The following is a 22,144-nucleotide window of genomic DNA, read 5'->3' on the forward strand; positions in this document are numbered from 1 at the left end:
ACCCCCTTTCTCAGAATGACCATACTTGCATATCGTTTAAATCGACTGCATAGTCTTCAAGATCACCGTCGAAATTGAGCGCATGTGTGAACGCAAAAAACCCGTCAGTTTTTCTTTTGACAGGGTCGATTTTTTTATATTCTTTTGAGCCATTTCCTAGTTCGTCCACATAAACATTCCCGCAATACCAACGCATAACAGGATCGTCGTGGAAAACAATATTATGATTTATGAATAGATGTTGGATTAATGGGTCTAACATAGCATGAATGTACTGCCCGCGCCTTACTATCTCAACTCTTTCGTTAAAACCAGCTTCTTCTAATAAAGGTTTCAAGATTACAGAACGGAATTTATCAATCGCGATACGCTTAATGTCGTATGTTTTCGATTTTTCTAAAAACCAATTGATAACACGTTTGGGCTCGATTTCTTTATCATAGACGATGGTGAAGAGTCCTTTTTCCACACCTATATCTATAATATCTTGATTAATATCCTGCATTTTCAATGCCTGATGCCATATAAAGGTATGGTGAATCCAATAACGCTTCCCTTGCCGTTTGAATAGCAAACCGACGCTGCAGAAATCGCGTAATTCTGCGTAATCTACACCACCAATACATTCATATTTGTGTAAATCATCAGGTAAAGGTTGATCTGTTGCAAGAAGATCCTCATAAGTAGCGATTTTATGTTGAAATAGCTGCTTCGGAATGTTCATCCGTTTTGTCATGAATTCAACATGCATAGGAATGTTGGTTTGACAATCGGCCCATTCTTCTTTCATCGTTTCGAATAATTCCATATTATCTCGAATAGAAGGATTGGCTTTTTCCCAGTTTGCAATATCTTCGACTTCTTCTTCGGAGTCTAATTTGCAGATGAAGGGGAATAACTTACTCCTTTCAACTTCGCCACTTAGAATCATTCGAGCCTTCTCTTTCATATCATCCAAAACGCCACCACGGACATATCCATCCGTTGTTAAATAGAAAGTTCGTCCATCTTTAACTTTACCCAAGGCTGAACGGAATACTTTAATCGATTTATAACCTTCATATTCATGAATTTCATCGAACCAAACTGATCCAGGACGTCGTCCATCTTTCGTTCTAGCATTAGAAGTATTGAATTTCATGTGAGATTTGTTTGTTTTATGTTTAATTAGTACCTTTGTAGCACTAAATGATCTCTTTAAAACCTTATTTGCAGGATTTTCTATTACTTCCTTCACGTCATCGAATGTAGTTTTTGCTTGTTCTTCAGATGTCGCGATCCATTCAATGTGATATCTATCTATACCAAACTGTTTAGATAGCATATAGAAGTTTAAATATCCGGCATATCCGTTTTTACCACCGCCACGTCCCATCAGTATTAATATTTGATTCCAAACAAGACGGTTGGTGTCCTTATAACGAACGCCGAACACACAAGCGTTAACAAAACGTTGCCATGCGAATAATTCGAATGGAAAATATTTAGCTGGGATATTAACACTATCCTCAATAGCTTGAACATCAACATAAACATTTGGATCATCTAAAGTTTTTCGAACTAAGGTCATTAATTGTTTTTGTTCATTACAAGAACGGATAGATCCGCTTTCCACAGCATGCATGTACTCACTAATGAAAGGATGATATTTATAAGGAAGATTAGACTTCTGCATCATCGTCATCCTCCTCACTTACCGCCTTAAGTCCTAACTCGTTAAGAATCTTTAACATTTGCGTGTTAGTTTTATTCAACTCGTTAATGCTATCGTTTTTTTTCATAAATCCATTAGCGCCTAGTACAGATACACCGCGATTTTTTACATCAGCTATCAATCTGTTTTTTATATCCCAAAATGACATATAATCTTCTACTAAATCCATAAAATGAGCGTGTATGATACCGTTCGTGCCGAGTTGTTCATATAAATCATCTCTTATTTTATTTCTAAGCGTTTTTTCTCTGTTTTTTTGAAGTTTTGCAACCTTTTCCGAAACATTTTTTAGACCTTTTTCATTTATCATGTCTTCCCAATAACGGCTGCGCCATGATTTAACAGTGCTAACAGATACGCCATATTTATCCGCGATATCCTTGTATTTAACACCTTCTAAGAAATCTTTGAACGCTAATTTATATTTACTTTGTTTTCCGCTCACAATATCACCACCCCGCTTTTTCATTGGATTTTTTCGAAGATTAATTTTAAAAATGACACTTGTAAAGACGAGAATAATCATGTATAGTTTTACTTAGAAGGAAACTGTGGCGACGGTCCACTGATTACAAATACATATCGAAAATTTTAATCATCCCAGAGAAGGGATGGTATTTTTTTTGCCTTTTTTTCTATTCCCACGCGCGTAACGCGAAAATAAAAAGAGAAATCCCCCCTCGCGTTGCTCGGTCCCCCAGCAAAATTGTTTCTATATTTTACCCGGGGGGTGTCTCAGGAAATTTTTTGAAATTATCTTATAGCTAAACCGAAGAATAGCTCAGCATATTCAATAACAATGTGAGCTTCTGTTAATAACATATTTAGATAATGTTCCAGCCAATGTTCACGTAGACTTTTCTTTACAGTTTCAAGTGTAGTCTTCTCACATGCTCTTGGATTACATATGTGACGTATCTGTTTGTATGTTGTGTAGATATCTCCACGAAACTGTTTGTATATCTCAACTTCTTTTGTAGTAGCTTCGACTATCCCGACATCTATTAACTTATTGATAATGGATAAGTCATATGTATTACCTTGTATCGTTAGGTTGTCCACACTTACCACCTCTCTTCATCTACTATCGTGCAGCGCTTCTTCACTATGTTCTTCTCTTTGTTATGTTCCTTGTTATGGCATTGAATGCATAACGTTTCTAGGTTGCTTAATATGTAAGCTAAGTCTGGTCTGTCACGTAACTCTTTGATGTGATGGACGTTCCTACCCTTACTATACTTACCTTTACGCTTACATTCCTGGCATTCATTGTTGTCTCTCTCTAATGCCTTAATCCTAATGTTCCTTCTCCAATAAGGATGCTTATAGAATTTAATGATATTATCTTGTTCATACAATCTTTGTATCTCTTGCACTGATAACGGTTGTATCATTTGCTTCCTTCCAAACTTAATGTAAACGTAACGTTAACTTTACTAGTATTGTGGCTCTTGTTTAGTCCAATGAATAAAGTATTTTCATTAGCAAAAGGAGCTAAACTTGTTAATTCAAATCCAGCCTTCATTAATGCTTCTTTGCATCCTAAATAAGATACAACCTCTTCTGACTTACTCATATCTACAGTAACAACCGTTGTCGTTTTTACTTCCATCTACGATCATCCTCCTCAAAATAAAAAGCACCCGAATGGATGCTTTTTTATAGATTATTAATTTGTACTTTAATTCCGATACGTGAAGTTTTATCCTTATTCCAATCACCTAATGATGAACCGCTGATACGCATCAACAATATTAAGTAACTGGAAGAAGAGCAAAAGCTCTCCTTAATAACGGTATCATTCAATCACTACCATCTGCTGGTTTCGGATTTTATGTGCCATCATTATGAAATCGTTTAGACAACATATAGTTTATAAAGGAACATTGTGAGTTGTGTTTTCCGCCACTACTCACAATACAAATATATCACATTGATTCCAAAACGACCGGCACATTTACTGCCAAAAAGCGGTCAAGACTATGCCACGTTTTTGTCAAATAGATTATACTTCTTCAAAAAAAAGACTCCAACGAATTTGGAGTCTTTATATGACAGCACTCTGGGTTTGAATAATATTTTGAAGCTGAACCTTTACTTTTAATATTTCATCAGGTCGATGGTATATCGTTTCTTCTAAATTTCCAATAACTGACTTTAATGTTATTAAGTGATCATTAACATCAAAATAGTACATAAAAATTGCACTTTCGCCATCGTCTAGGATACAAGAACTTTCCACATATAATCCACCATCTTCTGATTTGGTCATGTTTACATAATTATAGTTACTCAATTTTGCATTTGAAACCAACTCATAAGGTGTGACTTTTGGTGAGTAGAGCTCTTCATAAAGTTTTTCCATTAGGCTCTTCATTTTATATCACCTTTCTAAATAATGATTTAGAGATGAGCGCAGGTAGCTAACTATGTTTTCCAGCTCGGCTTCTGCTCTTGGCCAATCTCCAACTGTCCATTCGCTTCTTTTTCCACCGATAGCATCATTAAGTTTATTTTCAATAAGTATAGCTAAAACCCCTGCATTTTCTCTAGTTTTTTGAGGAATCCATTTATATTTTTGTTTAAATAAAAATGTGATTTTTGAAATTTCACTTCCCTTTATATCTAAATTATACTCAAAGAGTATATCTGGAACAATTTCCAACTTGATTTTTTTATCAATCTTTTGTCGGATTCTTTTAACATAAAGGTCAGGTCTAAGTAATCGTTTTTTATCTTCACTTTGTTGACTTTGCTTTATAAATGTTATAGCTTGATCCCTATCAACATTTAGCATACTCATCATCGTTTGAATTTTCTCTTCCTCTTGCTGTATTCTTTCTTGCCTTTTTTCAAGCAATTCACTCTCAACAAATGAATCAACATCTAAATAATTTTCTCCCGATTCCATAACAAGTCCAAAGGAAGTATCTTTTGGTGGCTCTACTGCTTTCGGGTTTAATTTTACATCTTCTCTTACCTTTTTTATCATTTCTTTCTTAATAATCTCTTCTTTATAATATTGCCAAAGTTTATCTAACCCTAATTCTTGATGATAAACAACAGCCGCTATATTATCATCTGGAACAACTTCTTTAATGTCAACAGTAGGTTCTATAGATCTAAGAACTCGCCCGACAAATTGAGCATATGGAAGCAGATTTTTATATGGTCTAAAAATTGCAGCTACTGAAAAATATTTATGATCATAACCTTCACCAAGCATTGAAACATTTATTACTACTTTAACATTATTTTGATCAATCTTTTCCATTTCTTTGAATCTTGTTTGTTTATCAAGTAGGCTATGAACTAAAGCTACATCGTACCCTTTTTCTTCATATAGGTTTTTCAACTGCTCTGCATGCCAAATACTACATGCAACAGCAATAATTTTATGAGGGAATTTACTTACTGAAAGTTTTTCTTCTAAAAGCTCAAGGCTTTTATCAATGATTGCCCTATTACTTTCTGGAGATAAGGCCACCGACCTATTTATCCAATCTTCTTCTTTGATACCCAGCTTTCTAATTTCCTCAATAGTGTATTTCGCTTCCTCATCTTTGTCAATTGATAAGTATAATTTATCTGGTATATGCTTGATTCTTTCTAATTGTTTAACATAGCCGTTTAACATCGCTTCGCGTAATTTATACTCGTAAATTGTTTGACCTTGAATCTCTTTCCCATCACTTCGGAATGGAGTACCAGTCACCTTAACAATCTTTGCCTCATCAAAATAATCAATAGCTTCCTGCCATGTTTTTGCCTCAGCATGATGGGCCTCATCAATAATAATCAAGTCGAAAAAATCTTTAGGCACTTTTTTCAAAAGTGATGAGCTTAGTCTTTTTTGTAACTTGTGTATATTAACAATAACTATATTAGCGTATTGCAACATATCTTGTGATTGATCCGTTTCATATTCAATTACTGAAGGAAGCTCTTGTCTTGAAGTAAATACCTTAGTCATCAGCCAAAAATTCTTATCATAATCAGGGTCTAAAGAGCCCAATACAGAATCTTTTATCACTAATTGAGGAGTAATGATTAATACCCGGCTTTGTGCAAGTCCATACGGAATAATACCCATTAATCCCGTTTTCCCTGTACCAGTTGGTAGGACAACCAACGCATGATCAGTACTCTTTTCCATCAAAAAATGATCATGGACTGCTTGATAAGCTTGAATCTGAGGCTTCCGTAGTAGTTCATTATTTAAGATAGCCGGAACTTCTTTCATAAAATGATCAGTATCTATTCTAAACATAGTACCCCTCCTATTTTTCGTAACTATGAAAATATGATGTATAAATTATTTTAAGGAATAAATATCATATTATTTCCTAACAATTTACATATCCCTATCATTTAATGTACTAGATATAGCCAATTTTTTCTAGCATTAGTTACCCATATCTTATATTTTGTGTAACTATGCCAAATGCTACAGCCTTTGATATTCATAACTTCATAACACTTCCTCTTTTGAGTTACACAACACAATAAAAATGAGTAACTGTATAGAATGGGGTAGAATAACATGGCCACCAATTATTAATTTTAATGTACTCCAAAAATAAAAATCCACTGTATTTAATTACTTTAAATAGTCAGTAGATTTTTATTTTTAGCAGGATTTTATTTTATTAGCTTGATAGTGACGAAATACAGCCAGAATTTCAAAAATTTTGTATACTAAGAGAATTTCAACCTAAAAAGTTGGATTCCTATACGTTAAATAAAATGAACAAAGTCTTTTACACTCTCTTCTTTAAGAACGTTTCCATAATATCCTTCCTGAACCTTTCATAATCAAACTGAAAAGCTACATTATGCATTTTATAGCCTGGATTTGTAACAAAACGAAAGTCTGCAATGCTTTGTCCAAAACCTTCCCCTTGATCAGGAATTACTTTAATGGGTACTCTCGTAAGGTTAACAGCCTCTCTATTTAGCAAATACCACACTGTTACAAAATCATGCATAGGACTTCCACTTATACCTGGATTAGACTTGGAGTAAAAATTATAATAATAATCTAACATAGGTTTAATGATGAGCCCTGCAAGATCCTGTGTATTCCGATGAAATGCATCGATTTGCTGGACCATTTCGGGTGTAACAATCGCATGTTGGGTCACATTTAAAGGAATAATTGTCAAGTTCTTTGCATGTTGCAGAATTAAGTTTGCTGCATAAGGGTCTGAGTAAAAATTAGCTTCAGCCACAGCAGTTACGTTACCTGGATAGAAAAAAGCTCCCCCCATGCAAATGCATTCTCTTACATTTCGCATTGTTTCTAAATTCAATACAAAAGTCGTAGCTAGCGAAGAAAGTCTTCCTAAATTGATAATTGTAAGATCTTCTAAATTTGATTCTATAATTTGATAAATATCATTTAAAGGATAAACTGGATATGAAATTTCAGGTGGAATAATAGGTCCTAATCCAACTTTTCCATGTACCTCAGGGAAATACTGAATCAATATACCTGTCAACGGTACAGAAGCACCAAGGAATACAGGTATTTCTTCTCTTCCCGCAATGTACTTTAAATAGTTAATATTTCTTATTACATTTTCTCTTGATACATTTCCATAATCGGCTACGATTCCTACAAGTTGAATGTCTTTACGAAAAAAGGTGTACAGTATAGCAAAGGCATCATCAATCCCTAAATCTGTAAACAGAAGAACCTTTTTTTGCATATCTCTTCCTCCAAATTTTATAGAATTCTACTTTCAACAACGATGTAGTGATTAGACTACGCTTGTATATATATTTTTTATGTATTCTTAAAGAGGCGATTCTATTCACTTGAAATAGCTTTACACATCTAGATTTGATTTTATGTTCAAGCATAAGTTTCTGTTCTTAAGTTGATAAGCATGTGTTGCTATCCTTGAACAAAAAAGCAATGATTAGATTTTAAACCTAGTCATTGCTTTATCCATTGCATCTTGGTTTACTCCTATATATCTTAACGTTACTCGTTCACTTGAATGATTGAATATCTCCATCAGCAAAGCTATGTTCTTTGTCTGCATGTACATATGATATCCAAATGTCTTACGTAATGTATGTGTCCCAATTTCTTCTAAACCAAACTTTGCTGCTGTAGTACTAAGTATTTTATATGCCATACTTCTTCCGATTGGTCGATTTTTTCCTTGTCTGCTCTTAATTAAATACTCATAGTCTTCCATATCTTCAATGTACCACTTTAACTCTCTTCTTAATGCTGCAGTAATCTGAATACGTTTCTGCTTACCTGTCTTCATTTCACGTATTGATATATGGCTGCCATTTAAATCTCCAACCTTCAGTTTTAAAATATCACTAATACGTAGACCTGTATTAATTCCCATTACAAACAAAATATAATTGCGTTCATTCTTTTCTTTTAGGTATTCTTTAATTTGTTGTATTTGCTCTGGATCACGTATCGGTTGAACAAAATTCACTATTCATTACCTCCAGTTTCTTCTGTCTCGTAAACTTCTAATCCAAGTGCAAAAGCAAGCTTATAAAATGCTTTAGACTTCCAACGTCGATAAGTACGCTCTGACATTCCAATTTCGTTATAAACCATGTAATCACATACATCCTCTTCTTCTAAATAACGTTTATAAATAATGTCCCTTTGGATAATTCCTGCGCGTCCATTTCCTAATCGATTTAGAAATTGATCAATACGTAATGACATTCTTTCTAGCCATTCTTCTCGTTTACTTTGTTGAATATTTGCTATAGCAATATCTTCTAACGGCTTACCAACTGCATGCGTAGGACCATGCTCACGTATTTCATAAGAAGGAGTGACTTTCATTTCTTTACGCATCATCCCAAATTGTCTATGTATACGTACGCTTTCCAACACACCTTCTAACTCCTCTTGTGTTGCTGTTCTATCAATTTTTGGTAAGAAAGATAATTGTTTAGTCATGTAAGACCACTCCTTTTTATTTTTAAATTACTTTTATCTTAATGCTCCACGTTTCCGTTCATAACAAGGTCTATGCATCCCCATTAAATCCTCAATTTCACGAGTACATAATTTCTCTTTTTGTTTTTTCTTGTTTTTCTTCTTTCCTTGCTTGGATTGTTTTTTCCACTCGCGTAATTGGTCTTTTAGTGCCTTAATATTTCCTCATCTCCCTTTTCAAAATAAAAAGGACCCCTATTCCTAAAACAGCTTGAATTGCTGCTTTAATGAATTGGTGTCCTCTAGTTTTCTAGCCGGACTATATTCTGTTTGCTTTGCTTTAAAAGGATTATTTTATTAGGTTTCTATTAAATGGTAATTTGTATATTATTAAAATATTAGGTGGTGATGCAAATGACTGAAACAATCCGAATTGCACTTTTCACTCTTGTAGGAATCAGTGTTTTATTCTCTGTAATTAAAGAATTTCAAAAACCAGAAAAAAGAAAATTTTGGATTACATTCGAAACTTTAGTTCTGATTGGGGCAGCCTGGATGTTAATAGGACTTCTCATGTAACCTACATAATTAGTACCCCCTCTCCTGAATAAAACTCAATATTCCGTCAATACTGTAGATGGAGGGATTTTCACATACCCATTAATTCCTCCCTTTCTTTAAGGGTTGGACAGTTACCTTGTGCTAACTGTCCTTTATTCATTTGAATAATCACCATAACCATGTGCATACTATTCATAAGCTGCTTTCTTAACAGTGTTTGCAGCCTGGAACCTTTTGGTAATGGAGTAGTTAGCCTTTGCTAGCTGCTCTTTTATTTGTCATCATCATTTTATATAAAGGTGCATATTTTATATAGAATAAATTTTGATACACCTCCATTTATAGGTTTACTTGACTATCCACCCCCAGAAAGAGCACTGTTCGAAGGTGCTCTTTTTGCCGTACAAGTACCCATTTACTTTAAAGTGAATAAACTATTTTGAACCTTACTTTACAAATATTCATTGGTTCATAACTCATAAACACAACCCTAATACACAGAATATTTTTAAGCGAGCGCTCTCGGATAAGTGCTCGTTTTATTTTGGTGATTTTCTATAAAATTAAATTTTTATATACATAAATACCTGACTAAACACCTAAAATAATTAAAAATTTAGGTGGTATTCAATGAAAACAGTACTCACGACCCTTAAATATTTATTTATTACACTTGGAATTACTTGCTTAGTTATTCTAGGTTACATATGGTATTTTCCACATTAATTCAAATAGCGTTTTTGTTTGAATTCAATTTTTTAACTATAGCTTTACTAATACTTTTGTGCTAAAATCCACTAGGATATTTATTTTACAATTATTTTTGGAGGCTTTATGAACAATCAAAACAACAATGAAACAAATAACATCGGTAGACTATTAGCTATTTTTCTAATAGTATCACCACTATTAATACCTATCGCGCTCCCTACAGCCATAATTGTCGGAATAAAACAATGGTTGCCTGATGACGTTGTATACCCAAGTATAATGTCACTATTGACCTTATGTATTGGACTTTTCATAGTTGGGATCATCTTCTCTTTCGTATTACACGTATTTAAATTATCTGAAGAAAAGCTAAAAGAATTAGGTTTCTTAGGATTTACAATTTCAATTGTTAGTACCTTCCTGACAATGTATGTCGGATATTTTTGGCTAGCAAAACTTAATTTCACAGCAGTGCAATTATCACCACATGCTGTATTAATCTTTGCGATTTCGTCTACAATTCTTTTAGAAACAACCTTTAAATTAAATGATAAATTTGATACACCTGATACAAAAGAGACACTTTAATAGATATCAAAATGATTATCTTAGAGCACATATCAACATGTGTTCTTTTTTCTTTTAATCAAATAACGACTTATATAAATACAACTTTCTTCCCACTTCGCAGCGGTAATCTTCACTGACTTCTATACATAAATGTTTAATCATCTTATAATTAAAGATGTTCGACCATGTGTGAATACCTTTTTGAACACTCTTTGGGCTAGTAGAAATCCTAGCTTTTATTTTCTTATCTGAATAAAATTCAATATTCCATTCATACTATAAATACACTTGGGTTCTGAACTTCCTTCTTAACGTTTTTTCGGAGAGCAGTTAGCTTTTGCTAGCTGCTCTTTTAATTACACATTTTTGCCTTAATGCTCATATGTTATTGAGAATAAAAAATCATCTTGTATTATAAGAAAAGTATTCTTTTTCATTACTCCACTCCCTCTTTATAGAACACTGTTTGAATAAGGTCTTAACTTTAAAGAGGGAATACTTTTAAAAATCTTGGTTATACTGTAAACAGGCTCTTGAATAGCCAATTTCCGATTTTACTAATACCCACTATATGTCTATTACCTTGGGCCGAGCAATTAGCAAAAGCTAATTACTCTTTTATATTGAGTTAATAATAAAAACATTGTTCTTATTTCTTTTTCACATTATTTATTTCTAACCTAGACGTTCCGCTCAGAGAGTTACCTCCAATCTTAAAGAACACTGATACATGGGCTCTTTTTATTTAAATAAAGATTTTGTTTGAACCCATTCACCAATTTCATACTTTTACATACTTTAACATACTTTAATACTACCTTTCTGTATAATGTGAGTTCGTAATTTTAGTTATAGTGAGGTATAAAGAGTGCTCTTGATTAGCGCTCTTTTTATTTGTTGTTAAATAGGGGTTTTGTTCGAAATTCATTAACCTTATTGGTTCCTTTGCATACAGTATTATCACAAGGAATTCCACAGGTTACTGTGGTCAAGTTACCTTGAATTTCTTGCACACCTTAAGGGAAGAATCCATTTATAAAAAATGGGTTCTTTTATTTTTTTCTCATACAATAAGAATTTTGCTTAATTACTATTAACGTTTTAGACTTCCTTGAATACATTAATATCACAAGAAATTATATATGGTGCTCTGGTCCAGTTACCTTGAGTTTCTTGCAGACCTTGTGTGAAGAATCCGTTTATAACAAACGGGTTCTTTTATTTTAGGTTATAAAATAACGCTTTTGTTTGAAATCCTCACACTCCTAAGGAGCATACATACAATATCTTGGGTATTCTTTTTCACCATTAGTTTTAATCAGAGAGCGCTTTTCGAGGCGCTCTTTTTATTTAAATAAAGATTTTGTTTTACTTTTACTAGCTATCCTTCTCTTGTATAAAGACACATTTTTTACATACAATATTAAAATCCATATAATCCTCTTTTAGGACGGTACCAATATGAACAAGACAATTAAATACATGTTAATCTTCTTTTGTGCGGTGTTTTATATTGCAATGATTAGCGGTATTATTTATCTAAACTTTGTTCAAGAGCATTTTATTCCTCCAAGCAAGACATCTAAGATTGAACATAAACATTTATAATTAGTTATATGGAGCGCTCTACAAGGCACTCTTTATTTTTTAGGGACCGGCTCCATAACTCTAAGTAACGAATACAATATAAAAAATTAACTCATGAAAATCTGATTACAATTTTTAGATTTTTATCTCATAAGACATTTACCTACCTTACTAAGAGTGCATATAAAAATGCGCTCTTTTTATTTAAATAAGGACTTTGTTTGACTTTAGTTCTTGCACAAGACCGACTAGACACTAACATTTTTATGTAGTAAAATTTCTATCACAAATATGTTAGGAGATTTATTTATGACTTTTGAAGATAATCGTAAATTAGGCATTCAACAAGGGTGTATACTATTAACAGATCAATCACAATATCTTGTTGTTAAAAAGAATGAAAATTATTTTTTATTAAATATCCCAACTGCAGAATGTATAAACTTTGAAGTTTCACTTGAACATCTTGAAGAAATGGTCCAAGTAGATTTAAAGGAAAAAATTCAAGATATCATTCCACCAGAGAACATTAAAATCGTAGCCCAAAACAGAATATGAAATGTATTTTCTAAGAGCACTTTCGAGAGTGCTCTTTTTTCATAAACTGTTTCAAATAAGAATTTTGTTCAGTTTCACTCTAAAAGTAAAATTGTCATTTTTTCATTCAACCAAATTCATAACATGTTCTTTTCCCCCGATAAAGTAATGATTAGGTGTCCCATGCACATTTTATCCACTTGAAATAATACCTTTCACGTACTTACGTATTAGAAACTTCATTTCTGCTTCTTCTGCAATAGCAATTTTGTTCACTTTTTTGATACATTTATGAAACATTCACATGTTATCTTCAATATGTTCTATTCTTTTTGAAAAACCATGTGAGAATACCAAAACAAAAAGCTCTAGAGCCCTAACTCTAGGGCTTCTTGTTTAATTTAATACGTGTTCTTTTCGATGCAGTATTCTGTTACAATTAATTTTTATGTTATAATTATCTACAGCATATATATTAATAAGCACAACAAATCTCATACATATAGGAGGACCCTAATGATCCTAACTCAAGAAAAGAACATAAAATTAATTATGCATTTTCTTACCGTATTATCTTTTTTTATTCTTATTTTCTTTAGTGTCACAATTTTTTATATACCATTGATTTTTTATTTCTTATGCAAATCACAGGACATTCGAAAAAATATTCTTGAAGCTGTTTTTTTCCAGCTATTCATTTGGATAATTACAATGATTTGGAATCTATTCGTAATAAGAATCTTAATGTTATCTTTATCTAATTTAGACTTAGCTTCAAACAACGCTTTGATTATTTTCGGCATAGCTCCTTTATATCTAATACTGCTTCTTTTGTTAATTTTTGGACCTATAAAAGGAATTTTATATGTGCTACAAGAAAAAGACTTTCATTATCCTATTATTTCTAAATGGATTAAAAAATAAAAATACATGTAGAAGAATTCAGAGTTTTACTGAATTCTTTTTTTTATGGATCTTTCAAAGTCTTTTACATATTCCTCCGTTCCTTCTTTTTAATAAAATTCAAAATTGGTCTTACTTTACATCTACACGTGTTCGACTTGCTTCTCGACTAAAACCATCAGGATATCTTTTAGCTAATTTTGCAATATTCATTTCAGCAATATCTTGTAACGTATATCCCAGTTCGTGTGCCATAATTGATAAGTAATACAGAATATCTCCAAGCTCTAAGGCTAATTTATAAGTGTTTCCATCCTCTTCTCCTGCACAATGCGATGGTTGGAAACCATGTCCATGATAAATTGCTTTTTTTACAATATCGGCAACTTCACCAGCTTCGCCTGTAAGTCCTAAAGCTGCATTTGAAACTCGTCCTCCAAAATCAGTTTTGCTATTCCAAGTTCGTAAAGTTGCTTCCTGATAATCATTTAATTCATCAATCGATAAAATACTTGCAATCTGTAAAACTGTAGCTTCATTTATAACTTGTTCCTCACTTTTTGCTTCACTCATTAATTTAGTTGCTTCTAATACACCATTTTCCATAATGTTCATTTTGATTTCCCCTTCCTATTTAGCAAATCCCTAATCCTATTGGACGATTTTCAATTAAATACTTATCAGCTTGATCTATTACAAGAAGTGCAACTTCCGCTTGGTGTCTCCTTAACGCTTTTGCCATCTTCGGCAAACTCATACCTTGACTCCACATTTCACGAAAACGTACTACATCTCTTTCATCCCAAATAAAGTTAGCTTCTTCTAAAGCGATGTATATTTTTAACCGTGATTCCTTCATCGCTTTATGATTTCTTGCTACACTCATAAGCGAACCTACTTTCTAAAATTAATCATTTTATCTTTTCAGTAAACTTAGTATCTACACGATCAACTTTACCGTTTACCCAAACCGCCACTTGCTCACCGAATCCACTCATTGGCGGATTTACTGCTGTTACATTTCCGTCCTTCACTATTAAAAGTTTGTTGCTACTAACATCAATTTCTATTTTTTTCATATGTCCATCTCCCTTTTACTACCGCATGTACTCGACAACATCAGGTTTAAATCCACTTCCTAAATAAACCCTTACCGGAATTATTTCTTTTTTATCCCTTGCTGCCTTACACAATTCTTCAGCTGTATCCCAATTGAAAAACTTATCTACAGCTCTTTGAAATCTCCAAATAGCCATTACATGTTGTTCAAAGATGTCATAACGATCATCTTGTTTAGTTGTGCATGGTAATTCATCCGTACACTTTGCATTCGTTGGAACTCGGACGCGTACATCAGCGTATTTAGTGCGTCCAGTTCCTCTCTTCACATTTGCCTTCATTACATCGAACTCACAAATTGTTGGCTCTACATCGAAAATGTTTAGTTGCTTAGGCATGTGCCATCCCACTCTTCTGAATAAGATCCAGTAATTCAATTACCCCTTCCTTGCTTAAAAACATTCGGCCACCTAGCAACTCTATGTTGTTTTCAGAAACTTCACCCGTTACAAAGCATGACTTTTCATGTCTTCTTAAAACGATGTTTTCACCATCGACATGAAAATCTAGTGCCGTTCCTTCGATAATACCTAAAGTTCTGCGTAACTCTACTGGAATTACTACACGACCTAGCTCGTCCACTTTTCTTGCAACACCTGTGTTTTTCATATCTTACTCCCCTTTAGTATTTTTATATTTATTTAGAATCTCATCCAAACGTTTCTTATTATTTTCAAAATCATCGCTTTGAGTTTGCTGTGGCTGCTGTATTGGCTCTTGTACTTCTTGTTTGCGTAACCAATCCGGTACAACTTCCGTTCGTTTGGAATAACCTTTACCGGTACATTTGTTGTTTTTCTTACTCATTTCAAATCGAGTATCTAAAGCAGCAACATCATTTAATGTTTTTACTTTTTCCTTTTCCCAACTACTTAAAATACTGCGAATATATCTCCACTTTGGTACATTTTCATCAATTGCTTTATTAACAGCGTGAATAACTAATTCATTACCGAATCTATCGCAAAACTCACCTAATTCTTGAATTCCAATTTCACTTAAAGGAATTCCCTTTTCAAGTAAAAAGTTGTAACTAATTTTAAATTCTTGATCAATTAATTTCTGAGATGAAGTAGCATCATCATCATTTATATTTGTAGTAATCTCTGTAGTAATATTTGTAGTAATCTCTGTATTTGTCTTACGTTCTAGTGTAAGAGACTCTTCCGTTTTATCGTAGAAGGGTGTTGCTTTAGAATGTAAGACCCTCTTGTTTTCTAAAGTAACAGGGCTATTACTTTTCAGTGTAGGAGGGTTACCATTTCCCCAATACATAATGGATATTTTCTGAATCATTTCAGGTACAGGTTCAACATACATAACGTTATTACACCTAGTTCCGTTAACAAGAATCGTCCTAAATTCAATTTTTATAAGTCCACGTTCTTTCAGAAAGTCACATGCTTCTTTTACTTGTCTTTTTGTAAATCCAAATGAATCGGCTAATTGTTGATAGCTCTTTTGAAGCGTGTCTGCCTTAAACTTTTGTTTATATTGAACTTGACTTGATTCTTCACTTCTTACTTCAGTAGGTTTATACCAATAAACAATTTCTCCTAAGATAGTAATTGCAACAATATTAGGTTTACCATTATCTAATGTAAGTGTTTTAAACCATCCATGATCTATAACATTGCCACGAAAATTTATTTGCCCTATTTGTAATACCTTGGTGTTCATAGTTTTCACTCCTTTTCATAAAACCAATGTGCTATCTCCCTACTTTCCGTGGTATACTTATAACAACTTATTTTTTGAAAAGGACCCACTGCCATGGGTCTTTTTACTTTGCTTCACATCACTCCAAGCCCATTGTTTTATCGGCTCATAAGTTATGTAAAACAAACATGAACCACATGCAATTAATATCGCTAATATAGCTAATGAGCTTGTATCTTCCACTAAATCACCTCCTTTTGTGCTTCAAGCCAAGCTTCTAAATCCTTTTGCAAGAAAAGTAATTTACGTCCTTCCCTGATCACTGGAAAATGTGGGTGATTTGCTAATTCATACATTCTACAAACTGCTATATTGAGGTAAGCAGCTGCTTCTTTCACCCTCATTACCTTGTTTGGTTGTGATTGTTGTTGGAATGAAGCTAAAGCTGCTTGAATTTCTTCGCGAACAACTTCGCGGATTGATTCTTTAATGATTTGGTCTAATCCCATTTTGTTTTGCTCCTTTCTAATTCACTTAACCAACCATAACTTAACTAAAGGTTAAGTTATGGACAAAAAATTTTAATTGCATCTAACTTCACTTTAAAAAACTCAGCAATTTTCACAATTAAATCATAATAAGGTCGACGCTTCCCGTTTTCTATATACCAATAATAAACTTCAGTAATACCCACGGCTTCAGCTACTTCCTTACATGTATATCCCTGTTCTACACGTAGCTGCTTTAGAGTTTTCATAAACAACTCCTCTCTTCCGTTTTTGTTGTTAATTACATAATAACTTAACCTAAAGTTAAGTTCAAGTGTTTTCTAAAACTTTTTTCGAAAAAATTACCTTTCCACTTAACTGATAGTTAATATATAATGACAGTGTGACACCATAATAGTAATTAAGAAAAAATAATTTCATATAAAATAAGCTTGGGGTGTTTTTTATTATGTTTAGTCATGAGAGATTGAAATCATTAATTGAAAAGAATAGCATTACCCAACAACAGTTAGCTGATGCAATTGGTGTTAGTCATGTTTCTGTTTATAATTATGTCGAGGGAAAAAAAGCACCCGGTACACGTACACTTCAGAAGATAGCAAATTATTTAAAAGTAACAACAGATTATTTGTTAGGTTTATCTGATTCACCAGATTTAACAGCGGGCGAAGACTTACAGTTAACAAAAGAAGCACACGAAATTCTTCAAATCATTAATGACTTACCTGAAGAACAACGAAAAAAAGCATTAGAGCAATTAGAGATGTTTGTGAACTACGAGAAATCTAAAGGAAATATGTAGTATAAAAAGACTATCCAAGAAAGTTAGATAGTCTTTTTTACATAACTTTTTCTTTTTTGGGTTCACTCAAACAAATAGAAAATAATTTCTCTTTTGGATTATCTTCTTCTTGCAAAAGTAATAAAGCTTGTTTAATTAGATTAACTTCCCCTTCTTTGCTCTTCATCTTCTTCGATCTCCCTCTTTATATTTTTGTATTTTTTTTACAATAATTTCTTTTTTCTTCTTTCAGTAAAAAAAGAAATTTCTCCTAAAACTACAAATGACATCGTCAATTAAGACGATGTCATTTGTAATATATATAAACCTTTATTATGTATTTTACCAGCCGCCACCAGGGTCAACCATCATATGTTGAATTGTAGGTTTTGAATTATTTGTACTAGACTTTTCTTTTATAGAATCAGTGTTAATGAATAATGTAGCAGCTATTAATAGCGCAGGAATGATTGTAATTATTTTTTTCATTATTTCACCTCTTTCCGAAGACAATTATACCAATTATTCAAATTAAACCCAAGTGTATTTTTGGTAAATTCGAATAAAATATATTCCCTGATTTTTGACACATCAAAAGAGAACGTTTCATTAACTCTTCTTTTTTAGTACCTTCATATGTTAAACCTAAATATGCAGTCTGTATATCTGTTAATCTCCCATTCTTCTCTTTTAATTGATTTAATAGTTTTCTCGCTTCAATCTTCTTACCTTGTTTAATCCTTAAATATGCTAATTCACCTGAATGGACAACATCTAAGCTACTAATTCCTTTATCATGATGAATCTTTAGAAATGATAATGTATGTTGCACCATTTTTCTTTTTCTCTCAATTCCATTAATCCTACTATCCCCTATCACTTCAAGAGTCTTTTCCAAATAATATTTTGCCTTCTCATATTCATTCGCTGAAAAAATATAAGATTCACCTAACTTTAAATATGCATTTACTTTTGGAAAAGAAAAAAAGTTATCCCATTCAAGATCATCTAATAGTTCCATACTAAAATCCCTTGCTTCACTGACTTCACCACCCTGCAACGAAGTAACGGCAATGGCTTCTTTATATCGTAATTTATAACATTCTCGAATGTACCTATTACTTATTTTATTTATTTTTATTTCAAGAGATTTTAATCGCTCATTTAAAGAAGTAAAATTACCCGATTGATATTGCGCTTGACATAATAAAATTTCAATTAACACTTCCATCTCTGATGTTCTTATTGATTTACTTTCCAGGCTTAATGCCTTATGGTACTGTGTAGCATCAATCTCACCTATATTTCGTCTATATATAATTCTATACACATTAGCAAATTCTCTATTTTCTGCTACCTTTGATTGTGATTCACTATTGATAATATTAATTAATAGATTAAACTTTCCCCTTAAAGCTAAATCCTCCATTGCCTCACGTAAGTTTTCTGATTTTGGTTTCGTTATATATATATAATCTGTTAATAAATTTTCTTGAACCTCTATGCCTTTGTTTAATAGGATGACTGTCTTAGAAAGGAAGCCAAAACTCATGTCTGTGTTACCTTTAAAAACTTTTGTAACAGTACTCGGCTTAACTCCCCAATAATTTGCTAGTTTATTTTTCCTTATTCCAGCTGCACATAACTCTTTTTCAATTTGATTTAGAGCTTTCCACATGTTTTGTCCCCCTTATTGGAACAAGACACACTTCCCTATCATGAAAACGCACCTTAATGATGAATTACATCTAAAAGTTGTGTTATACTAGCCGTATATGTTACGCATAGTCGTAACTGAAAGGCTCATGGCAAATGTTTTCCCTACTATAATTAGGGCAAACGGTGTAAAAGTGTTCCCAGCACAATTACACACGCTATGGGTCTTTTTCGTTCCGTCAAATTATATTATTAAGAATATTCTATCACAAATAACCCAAACATCTATTCTCGCATATTCTGAAAATACTTGAGAAAGTTAAATATACTATTAACTACCTAGTTTTTATCCATGCAAATAAATTACATATTATTACTTTTGATATCCCCGATGATTGTAACTATAATGTTTTCAGGATTGTTATTAATCCAAATATTCTATGTAGAGGTTTCTTATGTTTAAAAATCATTGTGTCTTCCATAGTACTAACTATATTCGGTGAAGCTGCAACTCTTACTGCTTAGGTAGCTTCTAATAGATCAGCATCATCAACTGACTTTGAAGTTACACATATAGAATCTGATGCTTTCAGTCAAATCCAAAATTAAATAACTAAACATTTTAATAGAGGGCATTTGAAATAGAAATATCTATACTTCTGTATTATAAATACAATAATTTTTTTTTGTATACAATATATAATAATGCACCTAAGGACATGCAATTAGTAAATGATTTCCATAAATCTAACCTCTTTTATTTTATAATCACTATTTTCAACTTAAAATATGCATATATAAGTATTACTTCATTCAATTACTTATAGAAAACAAGAAGTACTAATCAGTACCTCTTGTTTTCTGAGTATATATTTAATTAAAATTAGCTAAGAATTATATTTTATATAATTTTAGATCAATACTTCTCTCATTACCCCAATATTAACTTTGAAAAAGGTGGTTGCTAGTGTGCGAACGTAGTAATTTATATAGTGCCTGAACTCTTTCTCGGTTACGTTCTTTATATTCATTTTGAAATAAAGAATGGTGAGCTAGTAAAAGAGCTGCTAGTCCACTAATATGAGGCGCTGCCATTGAAGTACCCGACTTTGGTTTATAGCCCCCACCAAGAAAAGTCGATATAACTCCCACTCCAGGTGCAAACACATCTACTTCTGGTCCCAGACAATTAAAATCTGCTAAAAAAATTCCATCACTTGCAATAAAGCCATCTTGTTTTGTAGTCAATTCCCAAGTTTTCGGTTGAAGTTGCTTATAATCACCTACAGCTGCTACTGCGAGAGTATTAGGGGATGAAGCCGGGTACATCACTGCACTAGCTGAATTACCTGAAGCTGCAATACAAGCAATCCCACTATTAACAGCCAATTCAATTTGCTCTTCTAGAACATAATTAATCGCAGGAGTCCCCCCTAAACTCATATTTACTATATCAATTTGATTTTCCCTACAATATTTTAAAGCATCAGCAACATTGCCGTAATCTCCATTAGGAAACACCCTTAAAATATGAATTTCAGCATTTGGTGCGAAACCATTAAATGGATTATTACTGTTCCCCCTTGCAGCAATTATTCCTGCACAATGAGTTCCATGCCCGACTTTATCCTTATTCCAAGAATTAGGATCTGAATCCCCTGTAAAATCTTTTCCTAATGTAATATGACTAAGTGATGGGTGTGAATTATCACAACCACTGTCTATAATTGCAATTTTCACACCAGCACCTGTTCTTTTTTCTTTAGGTAACTTATCAAGCCCTATTAAAGATTGTCCCCAGCCAAAATAAAATTCATTTGGAAAACCCTTAATTGTTTCATTTAAAGATTGCATTCGAATTTGAATAATCTGTTCAGTAGAAATCATAGGCGTCTTCAGATAAAAATCCCAATAATTATTAAGATATGTTACCTTAATATCGAGAAATTTTTTTATATTATTGACTTCTATCTCAGTCTCACCATTCTCATCGGTACTACTTTCAAATTTGTCCCCATTTATTGTTTTTAAAATGATTTGAGCATCCGCAAGAGGCTTATCCTCTTTACCTAAAACTCTAAATCTAAATTTTTGTACAACTTGCTCTTCAGTAGATACTAACTGAATTGTTGAAAAGTCTTTTTTTTCACCATAGTGCAACATTTCATTTTCAGCTATTATAATTCCTGGAGGGGGATTAAGTTTCAGTTCTTCAGCCTTGACAGACTCTATTTTACCAACAAGTACTTTCTTAGTATCTGCCTCAGTTTCCAAAGGAGTAAGACTTTCAATTTCTCGTACAACTTCAATCCCATAATTTTTTAAACTTTCATCCAAACTATTTGTATCTAAAATATCTAAAATCCGGTCTTGATCAATTGAAATTAAATAATTTTTTTCATCCCGTAATGAGAATACATCATTTGCATTTTGTGGTGCCATAAGAAGACTCCTTTTATAACTATTCTAACATGTCTAACATCTCAACTTTTTCGTTAGGAGCAATTAATAGACATTCACCAAAAGTCGACTGTAATTCATTAACTTCATTTATATCTGCCTGAATTACACATATATCGTCATCTATAACTCGGATAATTTTAATGTCAGTAGTTGCTTGATTTAAAAATTCCAACACTTTCTTTAATAATTGTTGGTTTAAAGATGAATTAGTATTAACCACTGTTAAAAGCCATTGTTGAACCGTAGACATCTAAACTCTCACATCCATTGCAATATTAATTACATAAAAACTATTAACTATTAGTTAGTAATGACGTAACAAGGGGAATAGAAACACTTCTCGGCCTTGCCATTATATACGTATCTCCTTGATTTGGACCCGCTTCTAGCATAGATATTACCTTCGTTACTGTCTCTACTGTTTTTGCTATTTTTTCTACATCATC

The 22,144-nt window shown here is 32.7% G+C and carries 30 protein-coding genes; 6 read left to right on the forward strand and 24 right to left on the reverse strand.

Going from position 1 to position 22,144, the window contains the following annotated elements; genetic code table 11:
* Positions 1–10: 10 nt before the first annotated feature.
* From BM089_RS20970 to BM089_RS21015, 10 genes are all read right to left on the reverse strand, one after another.
* Entirely contained in the window at positions 11–1,678 is a 1,668-nt protein-coding gene (locus tag BM089_RS20970) for a terminase TerL endonuclease subunit (RefSeq protein WP_000983375.1), read from the reverse strand.
* A complete protein-coding gene (locus BM089_RS20975; protein WP_090978018.1) occupies positions 1,662–2,159 on the reverse strand; it encodes a P27 family phage terminase small subunit in 498 nt (165 codons plus the stop codon). Before BM089_RS20975 ends, BM089_RS20970 begins: the two co-directional genes overlap by 17 nt.
* Positions 2,160–2,467: 308 nt before the next feature.
* Positions 2,468–2,776: a hypothetical protein gene (locus BM089_RS20980; protein WP_090977980.1), complete on the reverse strand. Its 309-nt coding sequence runs from the start codon at positions 2,774–2,776 to the stop codon at positions 2,468–2,470.
* 2 nt (positions 2,777–2,778) lie between these two features.
* A complete protein-coding gene (locus BM089_RS20985) occupies positions 2,779–3,108 on the reverse strand; it encodes an HNH endonuclease signature motif containing protein (protein ID WP_065228899.1) in 330 nt (109 codons plus the stop codon).
* Positions 3,105–3,326 carry a hypothetical protein gene (locus BM089_RS20990; protein WP_065228898.1) on the reverse strand — a complete coding sequence of 74 codons (222 nt, stop codon included), beginning with the start codon at positions 3,324–3,326 and terminating at the stop codon, positions 3,105–3,107. The genes BM089_RS20985 and BM089_RS20990 overlap by 4 nt, the downstream gene beginning before the upstream one ends.
* Before the next feature lie 435 nt (positions 3,327–3,761).
* On the reverse strand, positions 3,762–4,091 hold the full coding sequence (locus BM089_RS20995) for a hypothetical protein (RefSeq protein ID WP_090977982.1): 330 nt from the start codon (positions 4,089–4,091) through the stop codon (positions 3,762–3,764).
* A gap of 6 nt (positions 4,092–4,097) precedes the next feature.
* Complete coding sequence (locus tag BM089_RS21000; RefSeq protein ID WP_240524337.1) at positions 4,098–5,984, reverse strand: DEAD/DEAH box helicase; 1,887 nt, start codon at positions 5,982–5,984, stop codon at positions 4,098–4,100.
* Positions 5,985–6,474: 490 nt separating this feature from the next.
* Positions 6,475–7,425, reverse strand: a complete 951-nt coding sequence (locus BM089_RS21005) for a nucleoside hydrolase (RefSeq protein ID WP_001170292.1) — start codon at positions 7,423–7,425, stop codon at positions 6,475–6,477.
* A 213-nt stretch (positions 7,426–7,638) separates the two neighbouring features.
* On the reverse strand, positions 7,639–8,181 hold the full coding sequence (locus BM089_RS21010) for a site-specific integrase (protein ID WP_001012133.1): 543 nt from the start codon (positions 8,179–8,181) through the stop codon (positions 7,639–7,641).
* On the reverse strand, positions 8,181–8,663 hold the full coding sequence (locus BM089_RS21015; RefSeq protein WP_090977984.1) for an ArpU family phage packaging/lysis transcriptional regulator: 483 nt from the start codon (positions 8,661–8,663) through the stop codon (positions 8,181–8,183). Before BM089_RS21015 ends, BM089_RS21010 begins: the two co-directional genes overlap by 1 nt.
* Before the next feature lie 393 nt (positions 8,664–9,056).
* On the opposite strand from BM089_RS21015, the gene BM089_RS31160 reads away from it, so the two are divergent.
* The 5 genes from BM089_RS31160 to BM089_RS21040 all read left to right on the forward strand — a co-directional run bounded on the left by BM089_RS31160 (position 9,057) and on the right by BM089_RS21040 (position 13,532).
* On the forward strand, positions 9,057–9,221 hold the full coding sequence (locus BM089_RS31160) for a hypothetical protein (protein ID WP_000140900.1): 165 nt from the start codon (positions 9,057–9,059) through the stop codon (positions 9,219–9,221).
* An 816-nt stretch (positions 9,222–10,037) separates the two neighbouring features.
* The gene (locus BM089_RS21030) at positions 10,038–10,502 is read left to right on the forward strand and encodes a hypothetical protein (RefSeq protein ID WP_001064727.1); all 465 of its coding nucleotides are present in this window, start codon (positions 10,038–10,040) and stop codon (positions 10,500–10,502) included.
* Positions 10,503–11,945: 1,443 nt separating this feature from the next.
* Positions 11,946–12,092, forward strand: a complete 147-nt coding sequence (locus BM089_RS31165; RefSeq protein WP_175495697.1) for a hypothetical protein — start codon at positions 11,946–11,948, stop codon at positions 12,090–12,092.
* Positions 12,093–12,380: 288 nt separating this feature from the next.
* Positions 12,381–12,629: a hypothetical protein gene (locus BM089_RS21035; RefSeq protein ID WP_000141882.1), complete on the forward strand. Its 249-nt coding sequence runs from the start codon at positions 12,381–12,383 to the stop codon at positions 12,627–12,629.
* Positions 12,630–13,124: 495 nt separating this feature from the next.
* Positions 13,125–13,532 (forward strand): magnetosome magnetite crystal formation protein family, encoded by a 408-nt coding sequence (locus tag BM089_RS21040; protein WP_000604162.1) that lies wholly within the window; start codon positions 13,125–13,127, stop codon positions 13,530–13,532.
* Between the two features lie 111 nt (positions 13,533–13,643).
* On the opposite strand, the gene BM089_RS21045 is transcribed toward BM089_RS21040, so the two are convergent.
* Genes BM089_RS21045 through BM089_RS21085 form a run of 9 tightly spaced genes read right to left on the reverse strand, consistent with a single transcriptional unit; the run spans position 13,644 to position 17,046 of the window.
* Positions 13,644–14,126 carry a nucleoside triphosphate pyrophosphohydrolase family protein gene (locus tag BM089_RS21045; protein WP_090977986.1) on the reverse strand — a complete coding sequence of 161 codons (483 nt, stop codon included), beginning with the start codon at positions 14,124–14,126 and terminating at the stop codon, positions 13,644–13,646.
* A 19-nt stretch (positions 14,127–14,145) separates the two neighbouring features.
* Positions 14,146–14,397 (reverse strand): hypothetical protein, encoded by a 252-nt coding sequence (locus BM089_RS21050; RefSeq protein WP_000109500.1) that lies wholly within the window; start codon positions 14,395–14,397, stop codon positions 14,146–14,148.
* Between the two features lie 25 nt (positions 14,398–14,422).
* Positions 14,423–14,590 (reverse strand): DUF3954 domain-containing protein, encoded by a 168-nt coding sequence (locus tag BM089_RS21055; protein ID WP_000717826.1) that lies wholly within the window; start codon positions 14,588–14,590, stop codon positions 14,423–14,425.
* Positions 14,591–14,608: 18 nt separating this feature from the next.
* Positions 14,609–14,968 carry a cell division protein SepF gene (locus BM089_RS21060; RefSeq protein WP_090977988.1) on the reverse strand — a complete coding sequence of 120 codons (360 nt, stop codon included), beginning with the start codon at positions 14,966–14,968 and terminating at the stop codon, positions 14,609–14,611.
* Positions 14,961–15,239, reverse strand: coding sequence for an AbrB/MazE/SpoVT family DNA-binding domain-containing protein (locus tag BM089_RS21065; RefSeq protein WP_090977990.1), 279 nt, complete (start codon positions 15,237–15,239; stop codon positions 14,961–14,963). Before BM089_RS21065 ends, BM089_RS21060 begins: the two co-directional genes overlap by 8 nt.
* Before the next feature lie 3 nt (positions 15,240–15,242).
* Positions 15,243–16,310, reverse strand: a complete 1,068-nt coding sequence (locus BM089_RS21070) for a DnaD domain-containing protein (protein ID WP_090977992.1) — start codon at positions 16,308–16,310, stop codon at positions 15,243–15,245.
* Positions 16,311–16,367: 57 nt separating this feature from the next.
* Positions 16,368–16,532, reverse strand: a complete 165-nt coding sequence (locus BM089_RS31170; protein ID WP_090977994.1) for a hypothetical protein — start codon at positions 16,530–16,532, stop codon at positions 16,368–16,370.
* The gene (locus BM089_RS21080) at positions 16,532–16,798 is read right to left on the reverse strand and encodes a helix-turn-helix domain-containing protein (protein ID WP_000522030.1); all 267 of its coding nucleotides are present in this window, start codon (positions 16,796–16,798) and stop codon (positions 16,532–16,534) included. The genes BM089_RS31170 and BM089_RS21080 overlap by 1 nt, the downstream gene beginning before the upstream one ends.
* Positions 16,799–16,854: 56 nt before the next feature.
* A complete protein-coding gene (locus BM089_RS21085) occupies positions 16,855–17,046 on the reverse strand; it encodes a helix-turn-helix domain-containing protein (protein WP_000854268.1) in 192 nt (63 codons plus the stop codon).
* 200 nt (positions 17,047–17,246) lie between these two features.
* Here BM089_RS21085 and BM089_RS21090 point away from each other — a divergent pair, with 200 nt between their 5' ends.
* Positions 17,247–17,600 carry a helix-turn-helix domain-containing protein gene (locus BM089_RS21090; RefSeq protein ID WP_090977996.1) on the forward strand — a complete coding sequence of 118 codons (354 nt, stop codon included), beginning with the start codon at positions 17,247–17,249 and terminating at the stop codon, positions 17,598–17,600.
* A 37-nt stretch (positions 17,601–17,637) separates the two neighbouring features.
* Here BM089_RS21090 and BM089_RS31790 read toward each other — a convergent pair whose 3' ends face one another.
* The 5 genes from BM089_RS31790 to BM089_RS21110 form a co-directional block, all read right to left on the reverse strand.
* Positions 17,638–17,766, reverse strand: a complete 129-nt coding sequence (locus BM089_RS31790) for a hypothetical protein (RefSeq protein ID WP_276565354.1) — start codon at positions 17,764–17,766, stop codon at positions 17,638–17,640.
* Between the two features lie 155 nt (positions 17,767–17,921).
* On the reverse strand, positions 17,922–18,068 hold the full coding sequence (locus BM089_RS21095) for a complement C1q protein (RefSeq protein ID WP_090977998.1): 147 nt from the start codon (positions 18,066–18,068) through the stop codon (positions 17,922–17,924).
* A gap of 37 nt (positions 18,069–18,105) precedes the next feature.
* Complete coding sequence (locus BM089_RS21100) at positions 18,106–19,257, reverse strand: AimR family lysis-lysogeny pheromone receptor (RefSeq protein ID WP_090978000.1); 1,152 nt, start codon at positions 19,255–19,257, stop codon at positions 18,106–18,108.
* Between the two features lie 920 nt (positions 19,258–20,177).
* Positions 20,178–21,677, reverse strand: coding sequence for a S8 family peptidase (locus tag BM089_RS21105; RefSeq protein ID WP_090978002.1), 1,500 nt, complete (start codon positions 21,675–21,677; stop codon positions 20,178–20,180).
* 19 nt (positions 21,678–21,696) lie between these two features.
* Complete coding sequence (locus BM089_RS21110) at positions 21,697–21,948, reverse strand: hypothetical protein (protein ID WP_090978004.1); 252 nt, start codon at positions 21,946–21,948, stop codon at positions 21,697–21,699.
* Between the last annotated feature and the right edge of the window lie 196 nt (positions 21,949–22,144).

This window comes from Bacillus sp. 5mfcol3.1, from assembly GCF_900114335.1.
In the GTDB taxonomy this organism is placed as follows: Bacteria; Bacillota; Bacilli; order Bacillales; family Bacillaceae_G; genus Bacillus_A; species Bacillus_A thuringiensis_S.

Coding starts and splice junctions, on each gene's coding strand:
- BM089_RS21070 (WP_090977992.1), bottom strand. CDS start 16,310: ATGAACACCAAGGTATTACAAATAGGGCAAATAAATTTTCGTGGCAAT.
- BM089_RS21085 (WP_000854268.1), bottom strand. CDS start 17,046: ATGAAAACTCTAAAGCAGCTACGTGTAGAACAGGGATATACATGTAAG.
- BM089_RS21110 (WP_090978004.1), bottom strand. CDS start 21,948: ATGTCTACGGTTCAACAATGGCTTTTAACAGTGGTTAATACTAATTCA.
- BM089_RS20985 (WP_065228899.1), bottom strand. CDS start 3,108: ATGATACAACCGTTATCAGTGCAAGAGATACAAAGATTGTATGAACAA.
- BM089_RS21065 (WP_090977990.1), bottom strand. CDS start 15,239: ATGAAAAACACAGGTGTTGCAAGAAAAGTGGACGAGCTAGGTCGTGTA.
- BM089_RS21000 (WP_240524337.1), bottom strand. CDS start 5,984: ATGTTTAGAATAGATACTGATCATTTTATGAAAGAAGTTCCGGCTATC.
- BM089_RS31160 (WP_000140900.1), top strand. CDS start 9,057: ATGACTGAAACAATCCGAATTGCACTTTTCACTCTTGTAGGAATCAGT.
- BM089_RS20970 (WP_000983375.1), bottom strand. CDS start 1,678: ATGATGCAGAAGTCTAATCTTCCTTATAAATATCATCCTTTCATTAGT.
- BM089_RS21080 (WP_000522030.1), bottom strand. CDS start 16,798: ATGGGATTAGACCAAATCATTAAAGAATCAATCCGCGAAGTTGTTCGC.
- BM089_RS31790 (WP_276565354.1), bottom strand. CDS start 17,766: ATGAAGAGCAAAGAAGGGGAAGTTAATCTAATTAAACAAGCTTTATTA.
- BM089_RS21055 (WP_000717826.1), bottom strand. CDS start 14,590: ATGAAAAAAATAGAAATTGATGTTAGTAGCAACAAACTTTTAATAGTG.
- BM089_RS21060 (WP_090977988.1), bottom strand. CDS start 14,968: ATGCCTAAGCAACTAAACATTTTCGATGTAGAGCCAACAATTTGTGAG.
- BM089_RS21035 (WP_000141882.1), top strand. CDS start 12,381: ATGACTTTTGAAGATAATCGTAAATTAGGCATTCAACAAGGGTGTATA.
- BM089_RS21030 (WP_001064727.1), top strand. CDS start 10,038: ATGAACAATCAAAACAACAATGAAACAAATAACATCGGTAGACTATTA.
- BM089_RS31165 (WP_175495697.1), top strand. CDS start 11,946: ATGAACAAGACAATTAAATACATGTTAATCTTCTTTTGTGCGGTGTTT.
- BM089_RS21105 (WP_090978002.1), bottom strand. CDS start 21,677: ATGGCACCACAAAATGCAAATGATGTATTCTCATTACGGGATGAAAAA.
- BM089_RS20995 (WP_090977982.1), bottom strand. CDS start 4,091: ATGAAGAGCCTAATGGAAAAACTTTATGAAGAGCTCTACTCACCAAAA.
- BM089_RS21100 (WP_090978000.1), bottom strand. CDS start 19,257: ATGTGGAAAGCTCTAAATCAAATTGAAAAAGAGTTATGTGCAGCTGGA.
- BM089_RS20990 (WP_065228898.1), bottom strand. CDS start 3,326: ATGGAAGTAAAAACGACAACGGTTGTTACTGTAGATATGAGTAAGTCA.
- BM089_RS21040 (WP_000604162.1), top strand. CDS start 13,125: ATGATCCTAACTCAAGAAAAGAACATAAAATTAATTATGCATTTTCTT.
- BM089_RS21090 (WP_090977996.1), top strand. CDS start 17,247: ATGTTTAGTCATGAGAGATTGAAATCATTAATTGAAAAGAATAGCATT.
- BM089_RS21050 (WP_000109500.1), bottom strand. CDS start 14,397: ATGAGTGTAGCAAGAAATCATAAAGCGATGAAGGAATCACGGTTAAAA.
- BM089_RS21045 (WP_090977986.1), bottom strand. CDS start 14,126: ATGAACATTATGGAAAATGGTGTATTAGAAGCAACTAAATTAATGAGT.
- BM089_RS21095 (WP_090977998.1), bottom strand. CDS start 18,068: ATGAAAAAAATAATTACAATCATTCCTGCGCTATTAATAGCTGCTACA.
- BM089_RS21005 (WP_001170292.1), bottom strand. CDS start 7,425: ATGCAAAAAAAGGTTCTTCTGTTTACAGATTTAGGGATTGATGATGCC.
- BM089_RS21015 (WP_090977984.1), bottom strand. CDS start 8,663: ATGACTAAACAATTATCTTTCTTACCAAAAATTGATAGAACAGCAACA.